Here is a 26427-nt window from a genome sequence, read left to right on the forward strand (position 1 = left end):
GCCACGGTGGCCGGATCCTCCTGGAGCATGTGCCTGTGAACCTGATTGATCGCCAGCAAGCCCTTGCCTTGGGGCGAGGCTTGCGTCTGGACTGGGAGCCACAGAAGGCTTGCCACGTGCTGTTGTACGCCGGGGGCATCATCGAGCTCAATGCCAGTGCCGGCTGGGTCCTGGCGCTGCTGGACGGCCACAGTACCGTGGCAACGGTCATCGACCGCCTGGCACAACGCTTCCCCGATGTACCGGGGCTCGAGGAGGACGTACTGGCGTTTCTGGAGGTGGCCCGCGCCAAATCCTGGATAGAATGAGCGGTAGCCCCGCTTTGGTCTGGTTGCTTTCGTGGTGGGATGCTTTACGCTGGCGGTTATCTTCCAGAACAATAAGAACAGGCTTAACGATGAGCCAGAGTTTCAGCCCCCTTCGCAAGTTCGTATCGCCTGAAATCATCTTTGGTGCCGGCTGCCGGCACAATGTGGCCAATTACGCCAAAACCTTCGGTGCGCGCAAGGTACTGGTGGTCAGCGACCCTGGCGTGATCGCGGCCGGCTGGGTGGCAGATGTGGAGGCCAGCCTGCAGGCCCAGGGTATCGACTACTGCCTGTACACAGCGGTGTCACCCAACCCGCGGGTCGAAGAGGTGATGCTCGGCGCCGAAATCTATCGGCAGAACCACTGTGACGTGATCGTCGCCGTCGGTGGCGGCAGCCCGATGGATTGCGGCAAGGCCATCGGTATCGTGGTTGCCCATGGGCGCAGCATCCTCGAATTCGAGGGCGTGGACATGATCCGCGTGCCCAGCCCGCCGCTGATCCTGATTCCGACCACCGCCGGCACTTCGGCGGACGTGTCGCAGTTCGTGATCATTTCCAACCAGCAGGAACGCATGAAGTTCTCCATCGTCAGCAAGGCGGTGGTGCCGGACGTGTCGCTGATCGACCCGCAGACCACCCTGAGCATGGACCCGTTCCTGTCGGCCTGCACCGGCATCGATGCGTTGGTGCATGCCATCGAGGCCTTCGTGTCGACCGGCCACGGGCCGCTGACCGATCCCCATGCGCTGGAAGCCATGCGCCTGATCAATGGCAACCTGGTGGAGATGATCGCCAACCCCACCGATATTGCGCTGCGCGAGAAGATCATGCTCGGCAGCATGCAGGCGGGGCTGGCGTTCTCCAATGCGATCCTGGGCGCAGTGCACGCCATGTCGCACAGCCTGGGCGGCTTCCTCGACTTGCCCCATGGTTTGTGCAATGCGGTGCTGGTGGAGCACGTGGTGGCGTTCAACTACAGCTCGGCGCCGGAGCGTTTCAAGGTGATCGCCGAGGTGTTTGGTATCGACTGCCGCGGTCTCAATCACCGGCAGATCTGCGGTCGGTTGGTAGAGCACCTGATTGCCCTGAAGCGTGCCATCGGCTTCCATGAAACCTTGGGCCTGCACGGGGTGCGCACGTCCGATATCCCGTTCCTGTCGCAACACGCGATGGACGACCCGTGCATCCTCACCAACCCCCGTGCGTCCAGCCAGCGAGATGTCGAGGTGGTCTATGGCGAGGCCCTCTGACGAGCAGCAGCGGGCGTTGGCCGGGCTGCTGGGGCTGGGTGACCACTCGGCGCGCAAAAGCCATTACCCGGAGCTGTCCGCCCGCCTGGACGAACTGGAAGCCGAACGCAACCGTTACAAATGGCTGTTCGAAAACGCCGTGCACGGTATTTTCCAGGCCAGCCTTCAGGACGGCATGCGTGCCGCCAACCCGGCGTTGGCGCGCATGCTCGGCTATGACGACCCGCAATCGGTGCTTTTTTCCCTGACGGACCTGGCCGCCAACCTGTTTGACGGCGGTGCCGAGGAGTTACAGGCCATTTCCGCGGTGCTCGCCCGTGAGCACAGCCTGCACGGCTACGAAACCCGTTTGCGGCGCAAGGACGGCAGCCATCTCGATGTGCTCATGAACCTGCTGCTCAAACCCGGCCATGAAGGGCTGGTGGAGGGGTTCGTCGCCGACATTACCGAACGCAAGCTGGCCCAGCAGCGCCTGCAACAGCTCAATGATGAACTGGAGCAACGGGTCGCTGCGCGTACCGATGAATTGCTGGAGGCGCGCGATGCTGCCGAAGCTGCCAACCGCAGCAAGGACAAATACCTCGCCGCCGCCAGCCATGACCTGCTGCAACCGCTGAACGCCGCGCGCTTGCTGATCTCAACCTTGCGCGAGCGGCCATTGCCACAGGCCGAGCATGTGCTGGTGGAGCGGACCCACCAGGCCCTGGAGGGCGCGGAAGACCTGCTGACCGACCTGCTGGACATTTCCCGGCTCGACCAGGCGGCGGTAAAGCCGGATGTGGCCGTGTACCGCCTGGACGAGCTGTTCGCGCCGCTGGTCTCGGAGTTCAGCTCAGTGGCCGATGCGGCGGGCCTGAAGCTGCACGCACGCATAGCCGACTACGCCATCAGTACTGACCTGCGTTTGCTGACACGCATCCTGCGCAATTTCCTCAGCAATGCCTGCCGGTACACCGACGAGGGGCGGATCCTGCTCGGGGCGAGGCGCCGCAGTGGTCATTTGCGGCTGGAGGTGTGGGATACCGGGCGGGGCATAGCGCAGGACCGGCTGCAGGACATATTCCTCGAGTTCAATCAGCTGGATGTGGGGCGTGCAGCGGATCGCAAGGGTGTTGGCCTAGGGCTGGCCATCGTCGAACGGATCGCCAAGATTCTCGGTTATCGGATCGAGGTGCGGTCGTGGCTTGGGCGTGGCTCGGTGTTCAGCATCGAGGTACCTCTTGGCAAAGAAGTGCCGCTGGCTGTTCACCAGGCTGTGCCGCTGCCCAGCGCCGGTAATCCGCTGCCGGGCCGCCGCCTGCTGGTACTGGACAACGAAGTGAGCATACTCGAGAGCATGGGTGCGCTGTTGGGGCAGTGGGGGTGCGAAGTGGTCACGGCTACTGACCAGGAGGGCGCCTTGCTGGCGTTGCAGGGGCGAGCCCCGGAACTGATCCTGGCCGACTACCACCTGGACCATGGCGTAGTGGGTTGCGAGGTGGTGAGGTACCTGCGTGAGCATTTTGCGGCTGCCATACCGGCAGTGATCATTACCGCTGACCGCAGCGATCAGTGCCGGCGTGGATTGCAGAAGCTGGGGGCGCCGCTACTGAACAAACCTGTGAAACCCGGAAAACTGCGGGCGGTATTGAGCCAGTTGCTCCTGGTGCATTGACGGGGTAGTCGTTCACCACTCAGCGAAATAGAGCACTTAAATGGCCTGTCGCGGAGTTTGGATCCACGGGTCTATAAAACTTACCATTCGGTCAGCTTGCAAGAAGTTAGTAAACTAACTAATACGGCTTTAAATACCGCTGGTCGGTGCTTTTGCTCAAGAAATGAACGATTTGCCAGTGGGTCGCTCATATTTGCCAGCAAGTGTGTTCTTCAAGCAGCGCACTTCGCACCTCTCCCCAGAACGTAATGGACGTTCAACTTGATCTGAATCGCAGGGATGCACACGGGCTTTTTTACCTCTGACGATGGAGTAACGCCATGCCCAACCGAGGCTCAACGGTTGAGCCACTGTGTGCAATTGAGTAACCATTCGCTGTTTCAATTAACGATATGAATTTGGTCTTCCCGGTGCGATCAAGCCGTACGCATGCTTGTTGCAAGGCCATCTAGCGCTGATGCATTACGTGGAGAATTCGACGTGGAGTTTAATACAATTATTAGCCTGTTCGGGCAGAAAGAATCCATGGAGCTGGTGCGGTTGTCGGTCATTTATGTTCATTTACTGGCCTGTTGTGTTGCCATCGGCCTGGTATTTACCAGTGATGCCGAGATGGTCAGGGACTTGTTGAAGGGGCATCAACAGGCCCGCCATGACGGTAAGCACATGGCGCGATTGCAAGCGTCCGTTGCCAATGCCTTGATGTTCCTGTGGCTTACCGGTGCCGCGATCATTGGCATCGATTACCTTGAAAAAGGCATGAGTTATTTTGCCAATCCCAAACTTCACGCCAAGGTCATTATTGTCTTGCTCCTGACCTTCAATGGCATGTTGTTGCATCGTTATGTATTACCTGCCTTGCTCAAGGCCGGTTCCTTGCTTGACCTGAATATAGGCGTGCGGATGTTTGCCCTGTTTTCTGGCGCACTGTCAGGTGTTTCCTGGTTATATGCAGCGATGTTGGGCGTCGGTCGGCCACTGGCCTGGAAGTATTCGCTGACCGAGTTGCTGTTGGCGTATCCGGTGATGATCCTGCTTGGCTTTGCCCTGATGGCCGCACTGACCCAGTGGGCGCGAAAACGCAATATGGCCAAAGCGACACCAGCACCTGTGTGGCCGCTGGCGGGCATTCCTTGCTGATGGCCTGAGGCACTGCAACGGCGCCGCGAAGCGGCGCTCGCGGTTACGCGTTTGCCTGCACGCTGCGCCCTTTCGCCAGATAGGCATTGAACTCATCTTCCGGCACCATGCTGCCCCCCGTTCCCCAGACGAGGTGGGTAGCCTGCTGCAGCCGGGCTGGGGTGAAGCCTTGGCGAGCCAGGTATTCGCCGGCGTGCAGCACCCGCAGCATACCGGGTACGCCGGCCAGGGCCGAAGGTTCCAGTTTGACCTTGTCCTGCTCATGGGCGATGACCATCAAACGGTACAGTTCTTCGTCGGTCACGGTGTAGTAACCATCGATCAGCCGCTGCATGGCTTTGCCGACAAACCCTGATGGGCGCCCGACCGCCAGGCCGTCTGCGGCGGTGATATTGTCGATGCCGAAGTCCTGCACGCAGGTTTCATCATGCAGGCCGGTATAGACACCCAGCAGCATGCAGGGGGAGTGGGTGGGTTCGGCAAAGATGCAGTGCACCGCATCGCCGAACACCAGCTTCAGCCCGAATGCGACACCGCCCGGGCCGCCCCCTACGCCGCACGGCAGGTAGACGAACAAGGGGTGATCTGCGTTCACCTGGATGCCAGCCAGGTCGAATTGCCGCGCCAACCGTTCGGCGGCGACGGCATAGCCGAGAAACAGCTGTGGGGAGTTTTCGTCGTCGACAAAATAACAATTGGGGTCTGAAGCCGCCTGCTGGCGACCCTGCTCGACCGCTACGCTGTAGTCGCACGCATGTTCTACCACGGTCACGCCGTTGGCCCGCAGCCTGTCCTTCTTCCATTGCCGGGCGTCTGACGACATGTGCACGCTCACCTTAAAACCCAGCTTGGCGCTCATGATGCCAATCGACAGCCCCAGGTTGCCGGTCGAACCCACGGCGATCGTGTACTGGCTGAAGAATGCGCGGGCCTGGTCGCTCGCCAGTTTGGTGTAGTCATCCGTTGGCGTGATCAATCCGGCCGCCAGGGCCAGGTCTTCGGCGTGCTTGAGCACTTCATGGATACCGCCCCGGGCCTTGATCGAACCGGAGATGGGCAGGTCACTGTCCGCCTTGAGCCACAGGCTGCCTGCGTTCTGCAGTGATCCTTCTTCGACAAGCACCCGGCGCAGCTGTGGCAGCGGGATGACAGGCGACTCGATGACCCCGCCGGCAGCGGCTGTTTCGGGGAACACAGTGGCCAAGTAAGGCGCGAACCGCTGCAGCCGCGCGCTGGCCGCTTGCACGTCGGTAGCCGTCAGGCCCACATCGTGCAGGGCTTCTGCAGCCTTGGCGATACCAGGGTTGAACCAGCTGGTCTGCTTCAGGGCAACCAGCTCGGCGATGATCGGGTGGCTTTGTTGCCAGGCTTCCAGGGTTTTTCCGTGAATCATGATTTCACCTGCAGTGCAGTCTGTTGTCCGCCTGCAGCAGTCTCGTGACAGGGGGAAGGGGCAGGATAACCCACGGAGTCTCGAACATTACACATTGGCTTTACTGAGGTGTTGCCTGTACCGGCCCCTTCGCGGGCTCGCCCGTTCCCACAGGACATCACAGCCTTGAAGGCTTGCACAGTACCTGTGGGATCGGGCAAGCCCGCGCAGGGGCCGGTCCAGGCAAAGGATCTGAACCGTTTGCGTGTTCAGCCATAAGGCGGCGCTGGCAGTTCGGCCAGCAGGGTTTTCAAGCCGTCGCTCCACTGCCTGCGAATCTGCTGGTAATAGGCATCGTCGCTGGTAATGCGCTTGCGCGTCATGCTTTCCAGGCTGTTGTTGCGGTACACCAGCAAGTCCAGCGGCATGCCCACCGACAGGTTGCTGCGGATGGTGGAGTCGAACGAAATCAGGCCGCAGCGCAGCGCTTCATCGAGCGGCGTGCGGTAATCCAGGTTGCGGTCGAGTATTGGCCTGCCGTACTTGCTTTCACCCAGTTGCAGAAACGGGGTGTCCGGTGTGGCCTGGAAGAAATTGCCTTGTGCATACACGTTGTAGATGGCCTTGGGACCGCCGGCTATCTGGCCACCGACGATGAATGAACTGCTAAGGTCGATATCGGCCGTGAGCTTGCTGCGGTCTCTTTTGACCACCTCGCGCAGGGTGTCGGCGACCAGCACCGTTGCATCGTAGAGCGTGGCAACGTTCAGCAGGTGGGGGCCGTTGCCCTGGGTGCGTTGCTGCAGCAGGTTTACCACCGACTGTGAGGTCGCCAGATTGCCAGCGGTCTGCAGCACGATCAGCCGCTCGCCCGGGACGCTGAAGACGAACAACTTGGTGAACGTGGAGATCTGGTCGATGCCGGCGTTGGTGCGTGAGTCGCTGATGAAGACAAGCCCGTCCTCCAGGTGCATGGCGACACAGTAAGTCATGCGGTTTCCCTTGTGTTGCGTGTGGAAGGGTCTTGCCGCACTCGCGCGGCAAGACCGGTCTGACGCCAGCCTGTCACTGGCGATGCACGTGGACGCTGGCCTGCATCGATTCGGCGCCGCCGCCGCGGCGTACGCCCCTGACCGGACAGGCATCGAGGTAGTCCAGGCCCACCGCCAGCTTCAGGTGACGCTCTGGCCGGGTCAGGCGGTTGGTAATGTCGAAGCTGTACCAGGCTTCGTCGACCCAGGCTTCGGCCCAGGCGTGGCTGGCCAGGTGTTGTTCGTCCTCGGTGCACAGGTAGCCGGACACATAGCGTGCCGGCACCCCCAGGCTGCGTGCGCAGGCCAGGAAGGCGTGGGTGTGGTCCTGACACACGCCTGCGCCACCGCTGAAGGCTTCGATGGCCGTGGTGCCCACCGACGTGGCCCCAGGGCTGTAGGGCATGTGCTCGGCCAGGCCTTGCATCAGCCCGATCAGTGCTGCCCGGTCGCGGTGACTGCCACATTGCCGGGCGGCGAAAGCAATCAGGTTGTCGTCGGCCTGCGTCAGGTGGCTGCCGCGCAGGAACGGCAGGGGCGACTGGCTCTCGGTTTCGTGTTCGCAATCCGGGTCGATCTCGACCTGGCCGTGTGCGGTAAGCGCCAGGTGGCCATGGGGTTTGTCCAGCGTCAGCACATGCAGGATGTTGCCGTAAGGGTCGATCTGGCCCTTGACCTTGCAGGGCAGGTCCAGTTGCCATTGATTGATACGCTGGCGTTCGCTGCTGCGCGGCGTCAGGCGCAGGAACTGGATACTGTTGCACACGTCGCTGGCGTAGCTATAGGTCGTGTCGTGGCGAATGGACAGTTTCATACAACCTCCAGGTAGGAGTGATGGACGGCCTGGCCCAGTTGGTTGATGCGGCCAATGAAGTCGCTCAGCCAGGGGTGCAACCCGGCATCGAGGATTTCGTCGATTGCGGTGTAGCGCAGGCGCGCATTCAGTTCGGCGGCCATGCGCTGGGCGGCACGCCCGGTACTGCCCGGCAGGCCCGCCAGGATCAGGTCCAGTTCCTCGATGCAGGCATGCAGCGAGCGCGGCACGTCTACCCGCAACAGCAGCAGTTCGGACACCGGCCGGGCACTGGGCGCGGCGCGATAGAGCTCGTTGAAGGCCTCATACGAGGTCAGCGCGCGCAGCAGGGCGCTCCATTGGTAATAACCGCGGGCGGAGTCGTCGCTGACCTCTTCGGAAGCCTCGCCGAACATTTCATAGCGCGAATCGAGCAGGCGCAGGGTGTTGTCCGCCCGCTCCAGGAAGGTCCCCAGGCGAATGAAGCTGTAGGCATCGTTGCGCATGATGGTGCCGGAGGTCGCACCGCGAAACAGGTGTGATCGTTCCTTGACCCAGTCGCAGAACTGGCTGATGCCGTAGCGACCCAGGCCGTTGCTGGCAATGTTGCGCATTTCGATCCAGGTGGCGTTGATGTTCTCCCACATGTCGGCGGTGATACGGCCGCGCACTGCATGGGCATTGGTTCTGGCGGCCTGCAGGCAGCAATAGATGCTGCTGGGATTGGTGGCGTCGAGGGCGAAGAAGTGCAGCATGCGCTCGGTGTCGAGTTCATTGTGCCGACGCAGGTAGTCGTCCAGCATGCCCGAGGCCATCAGCGACATTGCCAGTTCGGCATGGCCGTCGCTGCGCCCGGCCTGGGGCATCAGCGACAGCGAGTAGCTGACCTCGAGCATGCGCGCGAGGTTTTCTGCACGCTCCAGGTAGCGGGACATCCAGTACAGGTCGGAAGCGGTTCGCGAAAGCATGGCTCAGTCCTCCACCACCCAGGTGTCCTTGGTACCGCCGCCTTGCGACGAGTTGACCACCAGCGAGCCTTCCTTGAGCGCCACGCGCGTCAGGCCACCGGGCACCAGGCGGGTTTCACTGCCCGACAACACGAACGGGCGCAGGTCGATGTGACGCGGTGCGATGCCGCTGTCGACGAAGGTCGGGCAGGTTGACAGGCACAGCGTCGGTTGAGCGATATAGACGTGCGGGCGGGCTTTGATGCGCGCTCGGAAGTCCTCGATCTGGGCTTTGGTCGAGGCGGGCCCGACCAACATGCCATAGCCGCCGGAACCTTGGGTTTCCTTGACCACCAGTTCGGGCAGGTGGGCCAGTACATGGGACAGGTCCGCCGGCTTGCGGCACTGCCAGGTCGGCACGTTGTTCAGGATCGGTTCTTCGCTCAGGTAAAAGCGGATCATGTCGTCGACAAAGGGGTAGATGGATTTGTCATCGGCCACGCCAGTGCCGACGGCGTTGGCCAGTACCACATTGCCGGCGCGGTAAACCGAGATCAGCCCCGGCACGCCCAGCATCGAGTCAGGGTTGAAGGACAGCGGGTCGAGGTAGTCGTCGTCCAGGCGACGATAGATCACGTCCACCTGATGGGGGCCGGCCGTGGTGCGCATGTACACATGCTCATCACGTACGAACAGGTCTGCGCCTTCGACCAGCTCGATGCCCATTTCCCGGGCCAGGAAAGCATGCTCGAAATAGGCGCTGTTGAAACGGCCGGGCGTGAGCAGCACCGCGGTAGGGTTGTCCAGTGGACTGGCGCTCTTGAGCGTGTCCAGCAGCAGGTTGGGGTAGTGATCGATGGGCGCGATGCGCTGGGCGGCAAACAGTTCGGGGAACAGGCGCATCATCATCTTGCGGTCTTCGAGCATGTAGCTGACGCCGCTGGGGGTGCGCAGGTTGTCTTCCAGCACGAAGTAGCTGCCATCGCCGTCACGTACCAGGTCGACACCGGCAATATGCGCATACAGCCCACGGTGAAGGTCCAGGCCCTGCATGGCGATCTGGTAGCCCTCGTTGGCCAGCACTTGCTCTGGCGGGATGATGCCGGCCTTGAGAATGTGCTGGTCGTGGTAGATATCCTGCAGGAACAGGTTCAGCGCCTGTACCCGTTGAATGCAGCCACGCTCGACCGTGCGCCATTCGCTGGCGCGGATGCTGCGCGGGATGATATCGAAGGGGATCAGGCGCTCGGTATCCTGCTTGTCGCCGTACAAGGTGAAGGTGATGCCAGCGCGGTGAAACAGCAGGTCGGCCTCGCGTCGGCGCTGTTCCAGCAACTCCAGCGGGGTGTTGGCCAGCCAGCGGGCGAACTCCTGGTAATGCGGGCGGCAGTTGCCGTCCGCTTCGTACATTTCATTGAAAAAAGCCCGGGACATACCCACTCCTTGCCGCCGTTGCCGGCAGCTTCATTGCGGTTCATCTGCGTCTTTCAGGGTGCTGCCTTGCTGGGGTAAGTGGGAGCTGTGTCTCGCGTTAACCTCGGTTTCGGTAGATTGCCTATGCGTTGAGTACAACCAGTCTGTGCAATAAAAGTGCCGAATACCCCTGGCGGTTCTGGCGATGCAGGAAATGTGAGGGGCGCACCCGATGTGTGCTGCCTGGCCGCAAGGGCCGGCGCATCAAAAAAGGGCGCTTTTGATCCGGGCGCGGGTTTTGAACCGTAATGGGGCGCAGGCCGGTGCCCGGCGGGAGAAAAAGGGAATAGTCCGGGTGCATGACTTGGGGGAAGGGGGCATGCATCGAGTGCCGCGCGGGCGGCACCCGATTGAACAAACGCTGAATATCGCGAGGCGAGCGCCTTCAGGCCCTCAGAGGCAGGCGTAGACCACCAGCTCCACCAGCATTTCTTCCCGGGCGAGGCCCGCCACCACGACGGCAGCGCGGTTGGGATAGGGTGCCTGGAAATACTCGGCGTACACGGCATTTACAGTTGCCAGATAGCGGCGGTCAGTGACGTAGATCAGTACCTGGGTCACGGCATCCAGCGAGCTGTCAGCGGCTTCCAGGGTATGGCGCAGGTTGTCCAGTGTCTGGCGGGCCTGTGCCTCGATGCCGCCGGCAACCACCTGGCCCTGCGTATCGATTGGGATCTGGGCCGTGTACAACGTACCGTTGCCGACGACCGCCCATTCCAATGGCGCCCTGGAGGCGAACAGCTCGGTCTTTATTGCATGCTTCATGGGTTGTTTCCTCAGTGGCTAGGGTGTTCAGTCGGCGTCGCTGCCGCCGCCTGCACCGTGGCGGCGTGAGGCATCGGTGCTCTCGACAAGGATGTGTTCGGCCAGCTGCCTGAGCCTTTGCCAGGTATGTTCGTTGACGGTAAAACCTTGCTGCAGTGAGCGTTGCGGGTCGGTTATCGCCTGGGCGGTCTGGCCTGCTCGGGTGAACAGCACCGTTACGTCTTGCGCGGCCGCTTCAATGCCCCGGGGCCGGGCTTCACTGCTCAGTTCCGGGCGCGGCATGCCGGCGGTAAAATCGGCCAGGTGGTATTGGCGGGCGTCCTCCCAGCGGGCTTGCACGTGCAGCCCCTGCACAGCTGCCCGGCTCAGGTAGCCCAGCAACAGCAAACGGTTGTGGCAGTGGCGGATGCGCAGTTCGGCCTGACCACAGCGCATGGCCTTGGCTGCCGCCAGTTCCACCACCGTCGCGGCGCAGCGCAATACGCTCTGGCCCTTGGCGTCGATCACCAGCAGGGCGTTATCCTCATGGCACAAGGCGTAAGGCCGTGCAGCTTCGGCTTGCAGATAAAGCAACGCCTTTTCCAGTGCACCGACGCCATCAAGCCCCTGCAGTTGCAACCAGCCCACGAGTTCGGCGGCATCCTCGCAGTCGCCCGGGGCGAAGCCCATGCCTTCGAATGCCTTGCGGCACATCACCTGTATTTCGTTAAGCGATACGCGCATGGTCAAAGCTCCCTTTGCGGCATGACTGCGAAATTCCAGTCGTCTGCGAACGGCTGACCGATGTCGCTGACCAGCGGCGCGCCCTGGAACAGCGTGATACGCACCCAGCGGCTTGACTTGGGGTCGAATTTCCCCGCGCCGAAAAATGCCAGTTTGCAGCGCAGCAGGTGAATCGGCAGCATGTCCCGGGCCAGCAGATTGACACGGATTTCACCGAAGTTTGTTTTTGCCATGCCTTGCAGGCGGCGTACCGCGCCCTTGAACCTCGGTTGGGCGATCAGGAAGTGAGCGGTCAGCGCCTGAGGCTGCCGTTGCAGGTGTTCCAGCAGCGCGCCATGGCACTGCTGGATATTGCGGGCAATACCCAGCTGCATTTCTTTTTCGGCCCCTGGCTCCTCTGCGCGAATGCCCAGGCGCGGCTCTTCTTTTTCAGCTGAGCGGTACCAGAAGAAGTGCTCCGCATCGGCAGCACTGAAGTCGTAGCGCAACGCCCAGCCATACTGCTGCTCGATGAGCTGGCGCAGTTGCCCAAGGGGCATCTGGGCGTCCAGCTGCCAGCTTTCGTTGACCCCCATGTGCTCGGCCAGGGGCGTGACCTGCTCGGGGTACAGCTCCAGCAGCAGGCTGACCAGAAGCTCCTGGCAGCCCACCCCCGTGTGTAATTGCGCCCAGGCCAGCAGGCGCGGCCAAAGGCCCGCGCCGTCGGCTTGCGTGCCAAGCCAGGTGGCCAGTAAAGCAAGCTCGGCCAAGGTTTGCAGGTTCTGCTCATGCTGGCGCTGGTCTTCGGTCCGGGACTGGCTCAGGTGCAACTGGGCGCGCGCCAGCAATTGCTGCAGGCGTGCCAATTGGTCGGGCTCCGCCGACTGCGCCAGCACCAGGGCCAGGGCCGTTTCCCGCGTACTGATCCAGTGCTCCACCAGTTGAGGGTGGTTGATCAGAAAAGGGGCCATTCCCAGCCCGGTCGCGTTGCCGACCCCCAGGTAGCGTTGTAGCGCTGGGGCCAGTTGCACTGCCCGCTGCGGGGCGAGTGCCCGGGCCATGTGGTTGATCTGCTCGATGCTGAAGTGTCGCAGCAGGTAGACGGTGAACATCTGCGCGCTGAACGGCTGGTTGAAGTCCGGGTTATCTTGCAGGCAACCAAAATCGGCGATGCCGAACTTGCCGTTACCGTAAACCGCTGTGGTGCGATACAGGTAGCCGACTTCAGCCAGTTGTTGTGGATCGGGCTGGCGTCCTTCTGCCAGCGCCGCCAGAAACCGGTCGAAATTGCGCAAGCTACGGTTGGCCCGCGACAACACCAGCACGCGTGCATCGAAGCGACCGGCTTCCTGCAGCGGCACGTTGCGTTGCAGGTCGGCCAGTTGTGCCGAGTCGACATCGCCGGCCACCAGCACGAAGCTGACGTCCCACTGGTCGGCGATGACTCGATCGCTGCGCTTTTCGGGCGGCAGGTAGGCCGAGAAGATCACGCAGTGGTAATGGCCGTTTGGCGTTTCGATGCGGTAGATCGCAGTGCCGAAGCCTTGGCCATCGAGGTCGAAACAGCTGCGCCGGATTTGCCAGCGCTGCTGCATCATCCGCCGCATGCTGCTGCGCACGAAGCTTAGCGGGCTCTGGAAGTGGCTACCCAGCCGGGCCAGGTCCATGACTTGGCTGGCAGGGCGCAACGCGGGTAATGCAGGCACGCTGTTGGGCATTGTTGTTGTACCTGGATGGATCATGTTCAGACGCCTTGTTCACGGGCCATGTGTCGAGCGATGCGCACGGCATCCCACAGCGCTGGCAGGATCACCAGCGACACCGGCACCGCGGTGATGACAATGAAGGATTGCAGGGCCGTCACACCGCCTGCGCCAATGGTGATCAGCACCACCGCCGCCAAGCCCATGCCGATTGCCCAGAAACCGCGCAACCACTTCTTCGGTTTATCGTTGCTGGACATCGCCAGCGCCACGGTGAAGGCCATGGCGTCGCCATTGGTGGCCACCGAGATGAAACTCAAGAACAGGAACAGCGCGCTGACAAGGCCACCCAGTGGCAGGTGCTGCGTCACTCCCAGCAACAGGTCTTCAGGCTTGGCGCCATGGGCGGTGACGATGCCTGGCGTTTGCAGCTCCAGGCCGATCCCGGTACCGCCCACCACAGTGAACCAGAACATGGTCACCAGCGGTGCGATGATCGACAGCGTCATGATGATCTCGCGGATGGTGCGGCCCCGCGAGATCCGCGCGACATACAGGGCCACCATGGGCGCGTAGCCGATGAACCAGCCCCAGTAGAACACCGTCCACCAGTCCAGCCATTTGGGGTCGGCGCGGAACATCGTCAGGGGGATGAAGTGCTCCACGTGCAGGGCAAAGGCCGCCGGGAAACCGCCGAGGATGAACAGCGTCGGTCCGAATACCACCATGAACAGGGCCAGGCCGATCATCAACCAGACGTTGATCTCGCTGACAAAGCGGATGCCTTTGAGGCCCACCAGGCACGAGACGGTGTACATCGCGGTCACCAGGACAATGGTCAGCGACTGGGTGACGATAGTGTTGGGCAGCCCCCACACGGCGTGCATGGCGCTGCTGATCTGCAGGCCAAGGAAACCGATCGGACCGATGGTGCCGGCCACTACCGCGATGATCGAGGCAGCGTCGGCCAAGGTGCCGATCGGGCCCTTGAGCGCTCGCTGGCCGAACAGGGGGTAAAGCAGGGTGCGCGGCGCCAGCGGAAGGCCTTTATCGTAATGCAGGTGCATCAGCACGATCGCCAGCAGGCTGCCCAGCACGGCCCAGGCCAGGAAGCCCCAGTGCACGAACGATTGCGCCAGTGCCGCGGTGGCCGCCGCTTCGCTGTGCGGTTGCAGGCCGGCGAAGAAGGGCGGTGGGCTGGCAAAGTGCATCAAGGGTTCGGCAGCGGCCCAGAAGGCGCCACCACCTGCCAGCAGGGCGCACATGATCACGGCGATCCAGTTGAAGGTGCTGACGTCCGGGCGCTGGGTGACCCCGCCCAGGCGTACACGCCCGCACCTGGAAAAACCGATGAACAGGCTGACGGCGAAGGTTGCCAGCATCAGCACTTGCCAATAGAGGCCAAAGGCCTTTGTCGACCAGGCGAACAGGGTATTGACCAGCGCCGACACGGTGTCGATGTCGATCAGCGCCGCCAGCAGGAAGGCGCCGAGGAATCCGCCGCTGATCAGGAACAACGGCCAGTCGATATCGCGTGCCATAGGCAGGCCCATGGCCTGGCCGTCGGCCTGCAAGGTAGTTGGGTTTTTCATGAAACCTCCGGAACCTGCGATTCTTTTTATTGTTGATGCTGTCCGTGCAAGGGGTTCAGGCCTGTGCCGTGGTGGCGGTCTCCAGCAAGCGCAACCAGTTCAGCCCCATGATGTTGCCCACGTCGTGCTCGGCAAAGCCGCGGGCGCGCAGGCCCTGGGCAATGTTGCGGAAGTCGCGGCTGTCGCGGAACCACTGCAAGGGCGCCGGCCAGTTGGCGTTGTCCCTGGAGCCTTCGCCGTAGTCCTTGTCCTTGCTCCAGCGGCCGTTGCGCATCCATTCCAGCACAGACAAGGGTTGCGCCTGGCACAGGTCGGTGCCGATGCCGATGTGCTCCACACCCATCAGGTCGGCGGTGCGCGCGACCATGTCGCAGAAACTTTCCAGGCTACAGTCCGAGGCACCCTTGAGGTGGAACGGGTAGGTGCTGAAGCCCAGCAGCCCGCCGGACTCTGCGATCCCGCGTAGCACCGCATCGGATTTGTTGCGCTTGGCGGCGTGGAAGCTGGCAGGGTTGGCGTGGGAGATGATCACCGGTCGGCTGGACAGTTCGATGGCCTCAAGCGTGCTTCGCTCGGCGCTGTGAGACATGTCGATGAGCATGCCGACGCGGTTCATTTCGGCGATCACCTGGCGGCCGAAGCGGCTGATGCCGTTGTCCTCGCGCTCATAGCAACCGCTGGCCAGCAGGCTTTGGTTGTTGTAGGTCAGCTGCATGACGAACACCCCGAGCTGGCGGAAAACCTCCACCAGGGCAATGTCGTCCTCGATCGGCGAGCAGTTCTGGAAGCCGAAGAAGATACCCACCCGGCCCTCCTCGTGGGCCAGGCGGATGTCGCTGGCCGTGCGCACCGGGCGGATCAGCTCGGGCCATGTCTCGAAGCGGCGGTTCCACTCGCCCAGGCGTGACAGGGTTTCGCGGGCGTTTTCGTGGTAGGCGATGGTGGCGTGCACCGCGCTCAGGCCACCGGCCTGCATCTGCTGGAATATTTCCTGGCTCCAGTTGGAGTACTGCAGGCCGTCGATCATCAAAAGGTCGTGCATGGCATGTATTCCTTCAGGGCCGCAGGTAGGTGGTCTTGACCACGGTGTAGAAGTCGCGAGCGTATTGCCCCTGTTCCCGGGGGCCGAAACTCGAGGCTTTGCGGCCCCCGAATGGCACGTGGTAGTCGGTCCCGGCGGTGGGCAGATTGACCATCACGCAGCCGGTCTGGGCGCGGCGCTTGAAGTGGCTGGCGTGGCGCAGCGACTGGGTGATGATCCCGGCTGTGAGGCCGTACTCGGTATCATTGAGCGTGGCCAGCGCCTCTTCAAAATCGCGCACGCGGATCACGCAGGCGATGGGGCCGAACACTTCCTCGCGGTTGATGCGCATGTCGTTGCGGCTGTTGATGAACAAGGCCGGGCGCATGTAGTAGCCATCGGAGGCCAATTGCAGGCGCTCGCCGCCTTCTATCAGGGTGGCGCCTTCGGCCTGGGCCAGTTGCAGGTAGGCCAGGTTCTGTTCCAGCTGGCGCGCGTCAGCTACCGGGCCGATCTGGACGCCAGCCTCCAGTGCATGGCCGACCTTGAGCTGGCGCATGCGCAGGCGCAGCGCCTCGACGAAGCGGTCGTGGATGCCGTCGCAGACGATCAGCCGTGATGACGCAGTGCATTTCTGCCCAGTGCCAAAGAAGGCCCCGTTGAGCGCGCATTCCACGGCCAGTTCGAGGTCGGCGTCGTCCATGACCACCAGGGCATTCTTGCTACCCATTTCCAGCTGGCAGCGCACCAGGTTACCGGCGGTGGCCACCGCTACGCGTCGGCCCGTCTGCAGAGAACCGGTGAACGTCAGGGCATCGATCTCGGCGGACTCGATCAGGGCCTCGCCGACGTCGGCACCGCTGCCCATCACCAGGTTGAAGGTACCGCTGGGCAGGCCCTGACGGCTGATGATCTCGGTGAGCGCCCAGGCACTGGCCGGCACCAGGTTGGCCGGCTTGAACACCACGGCGTTGCCGAAGGCCAAGGCCGGGGCGATTTTCCAGGCGGCGGTGGCCATGGGGAAGTTCCATGGGGTAATGATGCCCACCACACCCACCGGTTCGCGATGCACTTCGATGTCCACCCCTGGGCGCACCGAGGCGGCAGTCTCGCCCATCTGACGCAGCACTTCGGCGGCGTAGTAATGGAAGAACTGGCCACTGCGGTTGACCTCGCCGATGCCTTCGGCCAAGGGTTTGCCTTCTTCTCGCGACAGCAGTTCGCCGAGTTCTTCCTTGCGGGCGATCAGCTCGTCGCCGATGGCCATCAGCACTTGCTGGCGGCTTTCCAGTCCAGTGGCGGCCCACAGGGGTTGAGCGGCGCGGGCGGCCTGAATGGCCTGGCGGGCCTGTTCGGCGCTGGCCTGATGGTACTGGCCGATCAGGTCGCCAGTGTCCGAGGGGCTGTAGTTGCCCAAAGTGGCGTGGCCTTCACACCACTGGCCATCGATGTAGTTGTTGTAGGTCTTGTGTGACATGGATGAACGCCTCCGTTTGCATGGCATTCATCATGCGAGCAATATGCAGCAAATAAAAATTAATAAAAAAAATGCTTTGATAAGGAATGCTAACCATGTTGCCCGAGCTGAAAATCGCGCAGTTGCGTTACTTCGTACTGGTCGCCGAACACAAGAGTTTCCACGCGGCCGCCCGCCAGGCCTTTCGCACCCAGCCTGCGATATCCCTGGCCCTGCGTGAACTGGAGCAGAAGCTGGGGCAGGCACTGGTCGAAAAGGGCGGTGGCCGGGTAGAGCTGACGCCATATGGCGAGCATTGCCTCCCGTTGTTTCGTGGCTTGATCGAGCACCATGACCGTATTGCGCGTGAAGCCATGCTGTTTGCCCGGCATGAAATCGGCCAGGTCAGCATCGCCACCGTGCCTTCTGTGGCCAGCCGAATGCTGCCAGGGCCGCTGGCCCGCTTTGTGGCCGCGCACCCCAATGTGCAGGTCAGCATTCAGGACGGCACGGCCGAACGTGTGCAGCAGTTGCTCGCTCAAGGGCAGGTTGATTTCGGCATCAGCAGCCTGTGGGTGGACGATGACCAGCTCGAATTCGCCCCCATCGTGAATGATCAGGTTGGCGTGGTGTGCCGCAGCGACCACCCGCTGGCGCAGGCGGGGGGGCAGCTGCATTGGGCGCAGTTGCTGGGCGTGCCGATGATCCGCAACGGTACCTCGCAATTACTGGCGGGTACCGAGGCCGAGGGTTTGCTGGCCGATAGCCGGCTGTTCATTTCCAACATGATTTCGTTGATCGCCATGCTGGAGGAGGGGGTAGGGATCAGTACCTTGCCGTACCTCGCTTTTCCGCAGGAGAACGAAAAACTGGCGTTCGTGCCCCTTGTGGAGCCCAAGGTAGAACGGCACATCGGCATGCTCACCCGCAAAGGGCGCAGCTTGTCACCTGTGGCGGGGGCACTGATGGCGTTTCTGCAAGTGCAGTTGGCGAAGGCTGGCTGATTCCTTGGCCGTAGGGGCATGGCGCGCCATGGCCGGCACTGAGGTTCGCAAACGCACGCCCGGGCTTCAGATAACCGGGCCTGAAGGCACGCTGACACCTGCCAGCGTGGTGAACGAAATATCCTTGGCCGTCAGCAGAAAATCACGCACGTACGGCACCTCCAGCATGTCACTGCGCAGTGCCGCATAGAGGTTTGCCTGCAGGCCGTGTTCGCCAAGGCGCTTGGCGGTTACATAGCCGCGCGAACTGTATTCGTGCACGGCCCAGTTGGGCAGGCAGCAGACGCCGCGCCCGGACGCAACCAGTTGCATCATCATCACGGTAAGTTCTGAGGTGCGGACCTGTGCGGGCTCGACGTCGGCGGGGTCGAGGAAGCGGGTGAAGATGTCCAGGCGGGTGCGTTCGATCGGGTAGGTGATCAGTGTCTGGCTGGCGATATCGGCGGGCTCCAGGTACGGCTTGTGGCGCATGGCGTGGTGGTTGTCGATGGCCAGCAGCGCCTCGTAGCTGAACAGAGGCACGTAGCTGATACCCGGCAATGTCACCGGGTCGGAGGTCACCACCAGGTCCAGGTCGCCGCGCTCCAGGGCTGGCAGTGGCGCGAAGGAAAAACCCGAGGCGAGGTCCAGTTCCACCTCAGGCCAGGCGCCGCGGAACTCATCCACTGAAGGCATCAGCCACTGGTAGCAGCTGTGGCACTCGATGGCGATGTGCAACCGTCCGGCGCAGCCCCCGGCCAGCTTGCCCAGGTCCCGTTCGGTATTGCGGATCTGAGGCAGCACCTGATCGGCCAGCTGCAGCAGCTTCAGCCCGGCGCTGGTGAAGCGCACCGGCCTGGATTTGCGCACGAACAGTGGCATGCCGATGCGCTCTTCCATATCGCGGAACTGGTGCGACAGGGCTGATTGTGTCAGGTGCAGGCGCTCGGCGGCCTCTTGCAGGCTGTCGGTTTCACGCAGCGCGTGGAGGGTTCGCAGGTGGCGTAAATCGATCATGAGTAAAATGGCGGATCAACGCAGTAATGGCGGGTTTTCTTCACTGCTGCGTGATCCTGACAATTCCTTTGCTGGGTTTTCCGTGAGTGGGGTGAGGCTCAAGCCGCGTGAGGCGCGGCGAGGTTGCAGTACTGCCCCTTGAAATACAGCAGCGGCTGCGTGGCAGCAGTGGCCTGCAGGTTCAACGCTTTGACTTCGCCAATCACGATCAGGTGGTCCCCGGCGGCATGCTCGGCGTGAATTTCGCAATCAAGCCAGTGCAGGCTGCCGGCAATGATCGGGTTGCCCAACGGCGACGCTTGCCATTCGACGCCCTGCCACTTGTTGGCGCCGCGCCGTGCAAACTGGTTGGAAATGCCGACCTGCTCACCTGACAGGATGTTGACCGTGAAGCGGCCAGCCTGGCGGATTTTCGGGTAGCTGGCCGAACTGGACATCACACTGAATGACACCAGCGGCGGGCTCATCGATACGCTGTAGAACGACTGGCAGGTGAAGCCGATCGGCTCACCTTCGTGGTGCGATGTAATCACCGTGATGCCGGAGGCGTAGTGCCCGAGTGCCTGGCGAAAAGTCGACGGCTCGATCGCCGTACCGGAAAGCAACATGGTAGGTCCTGTGGCTGCATTCATTTCAGCGTGCGTTAGCGAGTTCCTGACGGACGATGGCTGCGCCTGCACTCAACGCCTTGAGCTTGCCGCTGGCTACCTGGCGGGGCAGGGGCGCCATGCCGCAGTTGGTGCAAGGGTAGAGCTTGTCGGCATCGACGAATTGCAGTGCCTTGCGCAGGGTGGCGGCGACCTGTTCGGGTGTTTCAATGACATGAGTGGCCACATCGATGGCGCCGACCATGACTTTCTTGCCGCGAATCAGCTCGAGCAGGTCCATCGGAACATGCGAGTTATGGCATTCCAGCGAAATGATATCGATGCTGGACTGCTGCAGTTTGGGGAAGGCCTGTTCATATTGCCGCCATTCTGAACCGAGGGTCTTTTTCCAGTCGGTGTTGGCTTTGATGCCATAGCCATAGCAAATATGGACGGCCGTTTCGCACTTGAGGCCCTCGATGGCCCTTTCCAGGGTAGCCACGCCCCAGTCATTCACGTCGTCAAAGAAAACATTGAATGCCGGTTCGTCGAACTGAATGATGTCCACGCCCGCGGCTTCCAGTTCTCTGGCTTCCTGGTTGAGAATCTTGGCGAACTCCCAGGCCAGTTTCTCGCGGCTTTTGTAGTGGTTGTCATACAGTGTGTCGATCATGGTCATGGGGCCGGGCAGCGCCCACTTTATCGGCTGTGTGGTGTGCTGGCGGAGGAACTTGGCATCTTCGACAAACACCGGTTTTTGTCGAGCGACAGCACCCACCACCGTCGGTACGCTCGCATCGTAGCGATCACGGATCCTGACAGTTTTCCGTTGTTCGAAATCAACGCCGCTGAGGTGCTCGATAAACGTGGTGACAAAGTGCTGGCGGGTTTGTTCGCCGTCACTGACGATGTCGATACCGGCGTGTTGTTGTTCTTGCAAGGCCAGGCGCAAGGCATCCTGTTTACCTTCGACCAGTTGCGCGTCTTGCAACTTCCACGGTGACCAGAGTGTTTCGGGTTGAGCAAGCCAGGCGGGTTTAGGCAGGCTGCCGGCCGTGGAGGTGGGTAGCAATGTGTTCATGAACAGTGACCTTGTGCTTTGAATGTTCAACGTGCGTATTGAGCGGACCATTGCGCTAGCGTGGCCTGGTAGGGTTTGACAAATTGCTCCTCGGCAAATTTGCCCTGCTCGATCGCCAGGCGGCTGCGCTCTTCCCGGTCGTAGACAATGCGCGTGAGCGAGTAATCCTGGTTGTTCAGGCTGGGCTGGTAGGCCTTGCCTGCGGGAGAATTGGCGTTGTAGATCTCGGGTCGGTAGATTTTCTGAAAGGTGTCCATGGTGCTGATGGTGCTGATCAGTTCAAGGTCGGTGTAGTCAGCCAGCAAGTCGCCGGCAAAATAAAATGCCAACGGGGCGACGCTGTTCGGCGGCATGAAATAGCGCACCTTCAAGCCCATTTTCTTGAAGTAGTCATCCGTCAGCGAGTACTCATCCTGCTGGTACTCAACACCTAGCACAGGGTGCTGATTTTCGGTGCGCAGGTAAGTCCTGCTGCTCGATACGCTCAGGCAGATAACCGGTGGTTTGCTGAAGTGCTCCTGGTAGGTTGGCGAGTTGACGAAACACTTGAACAGGTTGCCGTGCAGCTCGCCGAAATGATCGGGTGTGCTGAAGGTGGACCGATGCTTGTTATGCTCCAGTAACAGTACGCTGAAGTCGTAATCGCGCACGTACGAGGAGAAGTTGTTGCCTACCATGCCTTCGAGGCGAGTATTGTTCTTGCGGTCGACAATATAGGTTTTCAATATTTCGATCAGCGGCAGGGCATTGCCGTGCTGCGCGTTTTCAAGGTTCATTTCCACCGATATGATGTCCAGCTCTACGCGATAGCGATCATGTTCGGGGTTGTCCCAGTGCGCCAGCGCATTGAAACGGTTGTTGATCATCGCCAAGGTATTGCGCAGGTTCTGCTGGCGGTTTGCACCCCGTGCCAAATTGGCGAAGTTGGTCGTGATGCGGGTATTTTCGGCAGGGAGATAATGTTCGTCGAACGCAATGCGCTTGACGGTGAATGTTGGCGCTTTATTCATGGTAACGGCTTCCAGGTGCCTGAGTGTGAGCGATCCAGTGCTTGTCAGTTGCGTAGGCTGAGTCGTTCACACCGTAATCTTGATGTGTTTGATTGAGGCGTATCCTAGGTGGGGCGCTGCATGAATGATATTGAAGTTATTTCACAGGTTTTTTAGCTCTGCTCATGATGCGTTGCCTGGTTGACTGCGGCATCATGGCTGCCTGGCCTTCACTTCACCCAGGAGACAGCGATGATCAAAACCGGCGATCAATTGCCCGACGTTACCCTTTATCAATACAACAACGACGCAGGCGCCTGCGCGATCGGCCCCAAGGCCTTTTCCATTCGCGAGCGTTGCAAGCACAAGAAGGTGCTGATCTTCGCGTTGCCGGGCGCGTTCACGCCGACGTGCTCTGAACGTCATGTTCCCGGTTATGTCGCGGCGGCCCCTGCGTTGTTCGCAGCTGGCATTGACGAGATCCTGTGCGTCTCGGTGAACGATGCCTTTGTAATGAACGCCTGGGGCAACAGCTTGCAGGTTGGGGATGCGGTCAAGATGATCGGCGATGGTAATGGCGAATTCAGCTACGCGCTGGGCCTGACCCAGGACCTTTCGGCACGCGGTTTGGGGCGGCGCTCGCAGCGGTATGCGATGTTGGTCGACGACCAGGTAGTCCAGTACATTGCGGTTGAAAGCCCCGGCAAGTTCGAGGTCAGCGATGCGGCCAGCCTGCTGGCTGTGTTGCGCTAGCCATACCTTTCAGGCCTTGCCGACAACGGCTGTCAGGGCTGCCAGAACACCTTTCGAACCGGCCGCTAACAACAAGGTACAGACGGTTGAAACTTCACCAACTCAGGGCGCTGGTCGCCATTCATAACGCAGGCAGCATCCTCGAAGCCTCCAAGCTCATGCACATTACTCAGCCCGCGCTGAGCCGTTCGATCAAGGAGCTGGAGCGGGAGGTGGGGTTTACCCTGTTGCAGCGGTCGCACAAAGGCATGGCCCTTACCGAGGAAGGCAAGCGTGTCATCCGCCATGCCAACCTCGTGGTAGAGAGCATACGCCGCCTGCAGATCGAAGCGGCGAGCATTCAGGATGCGGCGCTGGGCGCCGTGTCGATCGGGGTGACGTCGTTGACGGCGATGCTCGATGGCGTCGATGAAAGTATCCTGGCCTTTCGGCGCAAGTACCCGCGGGTGAAGATCACCATCACCGACTTGCGCCCCAGCCAGATCCTGCAGCGCTTGCGCGATGGCAGCCTGGACTTTGCCATTACTTCGCAGCAACCGCTGAGTCGGCTGAGCCTGGACTGGGAGGCGCTGGGCAGTATCAAGGGCAGGGTGATTTGCCACGCCTCGAATCGGCAGAAGTTCAGCCAGTCACTGCGCACCTTGCAATACGCCCCCTGGATCAGCCTGGACGAGTTGTCCGACCAGGCTTCGCAGTTTCACCAACTGTTCGAGGCCAACGGCCTTCGGGTGCCACAGAACACCGTTGAATGCACTTCAGTGATGATGGCGCTGAAGCTGTTGAAGAACACGGAATCGTTGATGACCATCAGCGAACTGGCGGTGGACCAAGGGTTTACCTACGGAATCGATTGCGAGTTCGTCGCCATGGCGGTGCAGGAGTTGATTCCGGATTACCCCATCAATCTGGTCTGCATCGACCGCCACAGCCTCACGGCGCCTGCCCAGGAGCTGTTCCACAGCTTGCGCGGGCAGGTGCTCAAGCAGACCCGCCCCGTGGGGTCAGAAGTGGTAGTACATGCCTAGCGAGACGTTGCTTGGGTTATCGCCCGCCTGATCCACCGGGGTGCCGGCGTAGGTGACCGACGAGGCACGCTGGTTGGCGATCATGCCGAGGCGTCCATAGAGGGCCCAGCGAGGGTTGATGAAATGGTCATAGCCGATCATCACACCCCACGCGTCCTTGTCGCGGGCGCTGACCTGGCGTTGCATCACAGCCAGGCGCAGCACGTCCAGTTCGCCCACTGGCGCCATCATGCCGAAGGTGTACAGCGTGGTGCTGGGCGTGCCGGCCTGGTCCACATCCTGACGCTGCCAAGTGAGGCTGGTGGCCAGCGGGCCGAAATCGTAGAACGCCGACAGGCTCTTGAAATCATTGGCGGTCTGGCGTGAAACGCCGCCGTCGTCCCATGGGTCACTGTAGTAACGGTTGTAGGAGGCCAGCAACATCACCCGGCTGTTGCGGTACTGCAGCCGGGCGCCACCGCCACGCACGGTGCGCCCAGCGCTGGCGGCATCGTCGAAGCCGAAGCTCAGCGCGGTACCGAGGCTGAAGCCGCTGAAGGTCGGGCTGGTGTAGGCCAGGGTGTGCTTGGGGCGCAGGTCAAGGTAAAAGGCGCCCTTGCCGGCGGCAGGCAGGGCCAGGTAGGTGTAGGGCGAGCCATAGGTGGCCAGGAACGGGTCGGCGTAGGTGGGCGTGGCCATGCCGTAGGTCTTGCCGAACTCGAGCTTGCCCAGGGTGCGCGAGCGCAGGGCGACTGTCGCCAGGCGCAGGGTGCCGACGGTATCCCAGGTGCCCTCCAGGGCCTCGCCATTGAGGTTGAAACCCTCCTCGACGTCAAGCTCCACCACGGTATCGGGGTCAAGCGCCTTGCGTGCGTACAGCCCGAGCTTGTTGGTCCAGGCGCCGCCACCGGCCAGCCTGAAACCCGAGTGGTGCTGTGAGTCGTGATAGCTGGCGAATGCATCCACGGTGCCGTACACCTTGAGTGTGTCATCGAAGCCGTAATCCAGCCCGTAATAACCAAAACCCGGCGCAATCCGCGCGAGCGTCGGAAAACCCTCTGCCTGTGCCTGCCCAGCAAGGCAAGCCCCTTGGATCATCAACAGCAACGACGTAATGCGAGTGTTCATTCACGGCTCCAGGCCAGCACGGTGATGGGGTGGCTTTAGCGTCGGTGAACAGAACGTTGCAGCGTGATTGCTTATTCGGTCAGGTCATGCCGTTTGGTTAATCAAGGGCTGGCGCGGCGTGTGGATTGGCGAGCGCATCCGCGTTAGACAGGCTTCGTACCTGCGTCAACGCTGCGCTACGGATGCTGATCTGTGGGCGTTATTGGGGCCGCGCGCGGAGCGAGGGCGGACTGTGCGCCAGCTCAGGGCAATTTGGCCAACGATCGCGCCGGCTAATTAATCATTGGTTATCCCTATGCCGAAACTGCAAGTGTATTGAGTGCCCGATTGGCTGATATTCGCTGCACGCCGCGATTTGCCAACGGAGACAACAATGATCAGACCGCTACCCACATCGCCGAGCCTGCAAACAGGTGCGCATTCAGCCGCGCAGGTATCGTCCTCCCGTAAAACCTTGGTCGCCTGCTCGTTGGGCAATGCGCTGGAAATGTACGACTTCACGATCTACAGCTTCTTCGCTGTACTGATCGGCAAGCACTTCTTCCCCTCCGACTCGGCCATGGCGTCGTTGTTGATGTCGCTGGCCACCTTTGGCGTCGGTTTCCTGATGCGCCCGGTCGGGGCGATGGTCATCGGCCGCTATGCTGACCGGCATGGACGCAAGGCCGCTTTGAGCCTGACCATCGGGCTGATGACCCTGGGCACCGCAATGATTGCCTTTGCGCCCACGTATTCACAGATCGGGATTTTCGCCACCTTGCTGCTGGTGACCGGCCGGCTCATCCAGGGCATGTCGGCAGGCGGGGAGGTCGGTACCGCGTCGGTGTTCCTGATGGAATCCAGTGCAGTCGGCAATCGCTGCCAGAGCGTCAGCTGGCAGGCCGCCAGCCAAGGCTATGCCGCCTTGGTGGGGGCCGGCTTTGGCCTGGCCCTCAGTCAGTTGCTCGACCCCACGGCGTTGGAAAGCTGGGGATGGCGCATACCGTTCATCTTCGGCCTGCTGATCGGGCCAGTCGGTTGGTACATACGCACGCGGTTGCCGGAAACCCATGAGGCCGCACCGGCGCAGAAGGCAGAGCAGGGGCTGGATGCCGAACTGCTCAAACGCATCGCCCAAGGCATCGGCCTGATGGCCAGCTCGACCATTGGCATGTACCTGTTCGTGTTCTACATGCCGACCTACCTGACCACCGCCTTGCATTACCCACCCGGCAGCGCGATGGCGATTGCCTGCATCAGTAGCGGTTGCATGGCCGTCATCTGCCCGTTGGCCGGCAAATTCGCCGACAAGTATCAGCTCAGAAAACGCCTGCTGGTGTGGACGGTCGCCGCGCCGGTGGTGTTGACCCTGCCCGTGTTCTATCTGCTTGGGCACGTGCAGCACATGGGTCTGGCCATGATGGGCGTGGCGATCCTGATCTTGCCGACCTGCATCGGTGCCGGTGCGTTCTTCGCGCTGATCATGGAGGGCTTCCCGAAGGCCAGGCGCTCGTTCGGCACCTCGGTCAGCTACAGCCTGGGGGTGACCCTGTTCGGTGGCTTCTCGCCATTGGTGGCCACCTGGCTGATTGCAGCGCTGGGCACGCCGTTGGCGCCAGCCTACTTCCTGCTGGCCGGCGGCGTCGTCAGCCTGGCCTGCCTCAGGTACTTCCCCGAAAACAAAGGATGCGAGTGA

24 protein-coding genes are annotated in these 26427 nt (G+C 61.6%); 8 read left to right on the top strand and 16 right to left on the bottom strand.

The features are described from left to right. Positions 1 to 35 precede the first annotated feature (35 nt). The 4 genes from pqqD (at position 36) to ACF8Q6_RS19775 (ending at position 4355) form a co-directional block, all read left to right on the top strand. Positions 36 to 308: a pyrroloquinoline quinone biosynthesis peptide chaperone PqqD gene (gene pqqD / locus ACF8Q6_RS19760; protein WP_003254087.1), complete on the top strand. Its 273-nt coding sequence runs from the start codon at positions 36 to 38 to the stop codon at positions 306 to 308. 89 nt (positions 309 to 397) lie between these two features. Further along, entirely contained in the window at positions 398 to 1561 is a 1164-nt protein-coding gene (gene ercA, locus ACF8Q6_RS19765) for an alcohol dehydrogenase-like regulatory protein ErcA (RefSeq protein ID WP_004576476.1), read from the top strand. Beyond that, positions 1545 to 3215, top strand: coding sequence for a NahK/ErcS family hybrid sensor histidine kinase/response regulator (locus ACF8Q6_RS19770; RefSeq protein ID WP_392493948.1), 1671 nt, complete (start codon positions 1545 to 1547; stop codon positions 3213 to 3215). The genes ercA and ACF8Q6_RS19770 overlap by 17 nt, the downstream gene beginning before the upstream one ends. Before the next feature lie 525 nt (positions 3216 to 3740). Next, complete coding sequence (locus ACF8Q6_RS19775; protein WP_392493972.1) at positions 3741 to 4355, top strand: hypothetical protein; 615 nt, start codon at positions 3741 to 3743, stop codon at positions 4353 to 4355. Between the two features lie 43 nt (positions 4356 to 4398). On the opposite strand, the gene ACF8Q6_RS19780 is transcribed toward ACF8Q6_RS19775, so the two are convergent. The 11 genes from ACF8Q6_RS19780 to ACF8Q6_RS19830 all read right to left on the bottom strand — a co-directional run bounded on the left by ACF8Q6_RS19780 (position 4399) and on the right by ACF8Q6_RS19830 (position 17231). Further along, positions 4399 to 5748, bottom strand: a complete 1350-nt coding sequence (locus ACF8Q6_RS19780) for a D-serine ammonia-lyase (RefSeq protein WP_392493949.1) — start codon at positions 5746 to 5748, stop codon at positions 4399 to 4401. 248 nt (positions 5749 to 5996) lie between these two features. Continuing rightward, a complete protein-coding gene (locus ACF8Q6_RS19785) occupies positions 5997 to 6719 on the bottom strand; it encodes a peptidase (RefSeq protein ID WP_392493950.1) in 723 nt (240 codons plus the stop codon). A 73-nt stretch (positions 6720 to 6792) separates the two neighbouring features. Then, entirely contained in the window at positions 6793 to 7572 is a 780-nt protein-coding gene (locus tag ACF8Q6_RS19790) for a transglutaminase domain-containing protein (RefSeq protein WP_392493951.1), read from the bottom strand. Beyond that, entirely contained in the window at positions 7569 to 8519 is a 951-nt protein-coding gene (locus tag ACF8Q6_RS19795) for an alpha-E domain-containing protein (RefSeq protein WP_012052764.1), read from the bottom strand. Before ACF8Q6_RS19795 ends, ACF8Q6_RS19790 begins: the two co-directional genes overlap by 4 nt. A 3-nt stretch (positions 8520 to 8522) precedes the next feature. After that, the gene (locus ACF8Q6_RS19800) at positions 8523 to 9932 is read right to left on the bottom strand and encodes a circularly permuted type 2 ATP-grasp protein (protein WP_392493952.1); all 1410 of its coding nucleotides are present in this window, start codon (positions 9930 to 9932) and stop codon (positions 8523 to 8525) included. Positions 9933 to 10364: 432 nt separating this feature from the next. Then, positions 10365 to 10736, bottom strand: coding sequence for a RidA family protein (locus tag ACF8Q6_RS19805; RefSeq protein ID WP_012052761.1), 372 nt, complete (start codon positions 10734 to 10736; stop codon positions 10365 to 10367). 27 nt (positions 10737 to 10763) lie between these two features. Beyond that, positions 10764 to 11459 carry a DUF3726 domain-containing protein gene (locus ACF8Q6_RS19810; protein ID WP_392493953.1) on the bottom strand — a complete coding sequence of 232 codons (696 nt, stop codon included), beginning with the start codon at positions 11457 to 11459 and terminating at the stop codon, positions 10764 to 10766. A gap of 2 nt (positions 11460 to 11461) precedes the next feature. Further along, entirely contained in the window at positions 11462 to 13156 is a 1695-nt protein-coding gene (locus ACF8Q6_RS19815) for a hypothetical protein (RefSeq protein ID WP_392493954.1), read from the bottom strand. Between the two features lie 26 nt (positions 13157 to 13182). After that, the gene (locus ACF8Q6_RS19820) at positions 13183 to 14733 is read right to left on the bottom strand and encodes a BCCT family transporter (protein WP_004576485.1); all 1551 of its coding nucleotides are present in this window, start codon (positions 14731 to 14733) and stop codon (positions 13183 to 13185) included. A 55-nt stretch (positions 14734 to 14788) separates the two neighbouring features. Continuing rightward, positions 14789 to 15775, bottom strand: a complete 987-nt coding sequence (locus ACF8Q6_RS19825; protein WP_003254063.1) for a dipeptidase — start codon at positions 15773 to 15775, stop codon at positions 14789 to 14791. Positions 15776 to 15788: 13 nt separating this feature from the next. Then, positions 15789 to 17231, bottom strand: a complete 1443-nt coding sequence (locus ACF8Q6_RS19830; protein WP_047602995.1) for an aldehyde dehydrogenase family protein — start codon at positions 17229 to 17231, stop codon at positions 15789 to 15791. Positions 17232 to 17326: 95 nt separating this feature from the next. On the opposite strand from ACF8Q6_RS19830, the gene ACF8Q6_RS19835 reads away from it, so the two are divergent. After that, a complete protein-coding gene (locus ACF8Q6_RS19835) occupies positions 17327 to 18214 on the top strand; it encodes a LysR family transcriptional regulator (protein ID WP_014860458.1) in 888 nt (295 codons plus the stop codon). 66 nt (positions 18215 to 18280) lie between these two features. On the opposite strand, the gene ACF8Q6_RS19840 is transcribed toward ACF8Q6_RS19835, so the two are convergent. From ACF8Q6_RS19840 to ACF8Q6_RS19855, 4 genes are all read right to left on the bottom strand, one after another. Beyond that, on the bottom strand, positions 18281 to 19210 hold the full coding sequence (locus ACF8Q6_RS19840; protein ID WP_047602994.1) for a LysR family transcriptional regulator: 930 nt from the start codon (positions 19208 to 19210) through the stop codon (positions 18281 to 18283). Between the two features lie 98 nt (positions 19211 to 19308). Then, positions 19309 to 19818 (bottom strand): flavin reductase family protein, encoded by a 510-nt coding sequence (locus ACF8Q6_RS19845; RefSeq protein ID WP_104961956.1) that lies wholly within the window; start codon positions 19816 to 19818, stop codon positions 19309 to 19311. 25 nt (positions 19819 to 19843) lie between these two features. Then, positions 19844 to 20878 (bottom strand): methionine synthase, encoded by a 1035-nt coding sequence (locus tag ACF8Q6_RS19850; protein ID WP_143999980.1) that lies wholly within the window; start codon positions 20876 to 20878, stop codon positions 19844 to 19846. A gap of 26 nt (positions 20879 to 20904) precedes the next feature. Then, a complete protein-coding gene (locus ACF8Q6_RS19855; protein ID WP_274144140.1) occupies positions 20905 to 21888 on the bottom strand; it encodes a DUF1852 domain-containing protein in 984 nt (327 codons plus the stop codon). A 231-nt stretch (positions 21889 to 22119) separates the two neighbouring features. Here ACF8Q6_RS19855 and ACF8Q6_RS19860 point away from each other — a divergent pair, with 231 nt between their 5' ends. Both ACF8Q6_RS19860 and ACF8Q6_RS19865 read left to right on the top strand, forming a co-directional pair. Continuing rightward, the gene (locus ACF8Q6_RS19860; RefSeq protein WP_392493955.1) at positions 22120 to 22620 is read left to right on the top strand and encodes a peroxiredoxin; all 501 of its coding nucleotides are present in this window, start codon (positions 22120 to 22122) and stop codon (positions 22618 to 22620) included. 86 nt (positions 22621 to 22706) lie between these two features. Then, positions 22707 to 23645, top strand: a complete 939-nt coding sequence (locus tag ACF8Q6_RS19865; protein WP_010953617.1) for a LysR family transcriptional regulator — start codon at positions 22707 to 22709, stop codon at positions 23643 to 23645. Here the strand turns inward: ACF8Q6_RS19865 and ACF8Q6_RS19870 are convergent. Continuing rightward, positions 23622 to 24752 carry a porin gene (locus tag ACF8Q6_RS19870; protein WP_104887455.1) on the bottom strand — a complete coding sequence of 377 codons (1131 nt, stop codon included), beginning with the start codon at positions 24750 to 24752 and terminating at the stop codon, positions 23622 to 23624. The genes ACF8Q6_RS19865 and ACF8Q6_RS19870 overlap by 24 nt on opposite strands. Before the next feature lie 373 nt (positions 24753 to 25125). Here ACF8Q6_RS19870 and ACF8Q6_RS19875 point away from each other — a divergent pair, with 373 nt between their 5' ends. After that, complete coding sequence (locus ACF8Q6_RS19875; RefSeq protein WP_392493956.1) at positions 25126 to 26427, top strand: MFS transporter; 1302 nt, start codon at positions 25126 to 25128, stop codon at positions 26425 to 26427.

The sequence above is a fragment of the Pseudomonas sp. GLN_2 genome (assembly GCF_043106005.1).
Classification (GTDB): domain Bacteria; phylum Pseudomonadota; class Gammaproteobacteria; order Pseudomonadales; family Pseudomonadaceae; genus Aquipseudomonas; species Aquipseudomonas alloputida.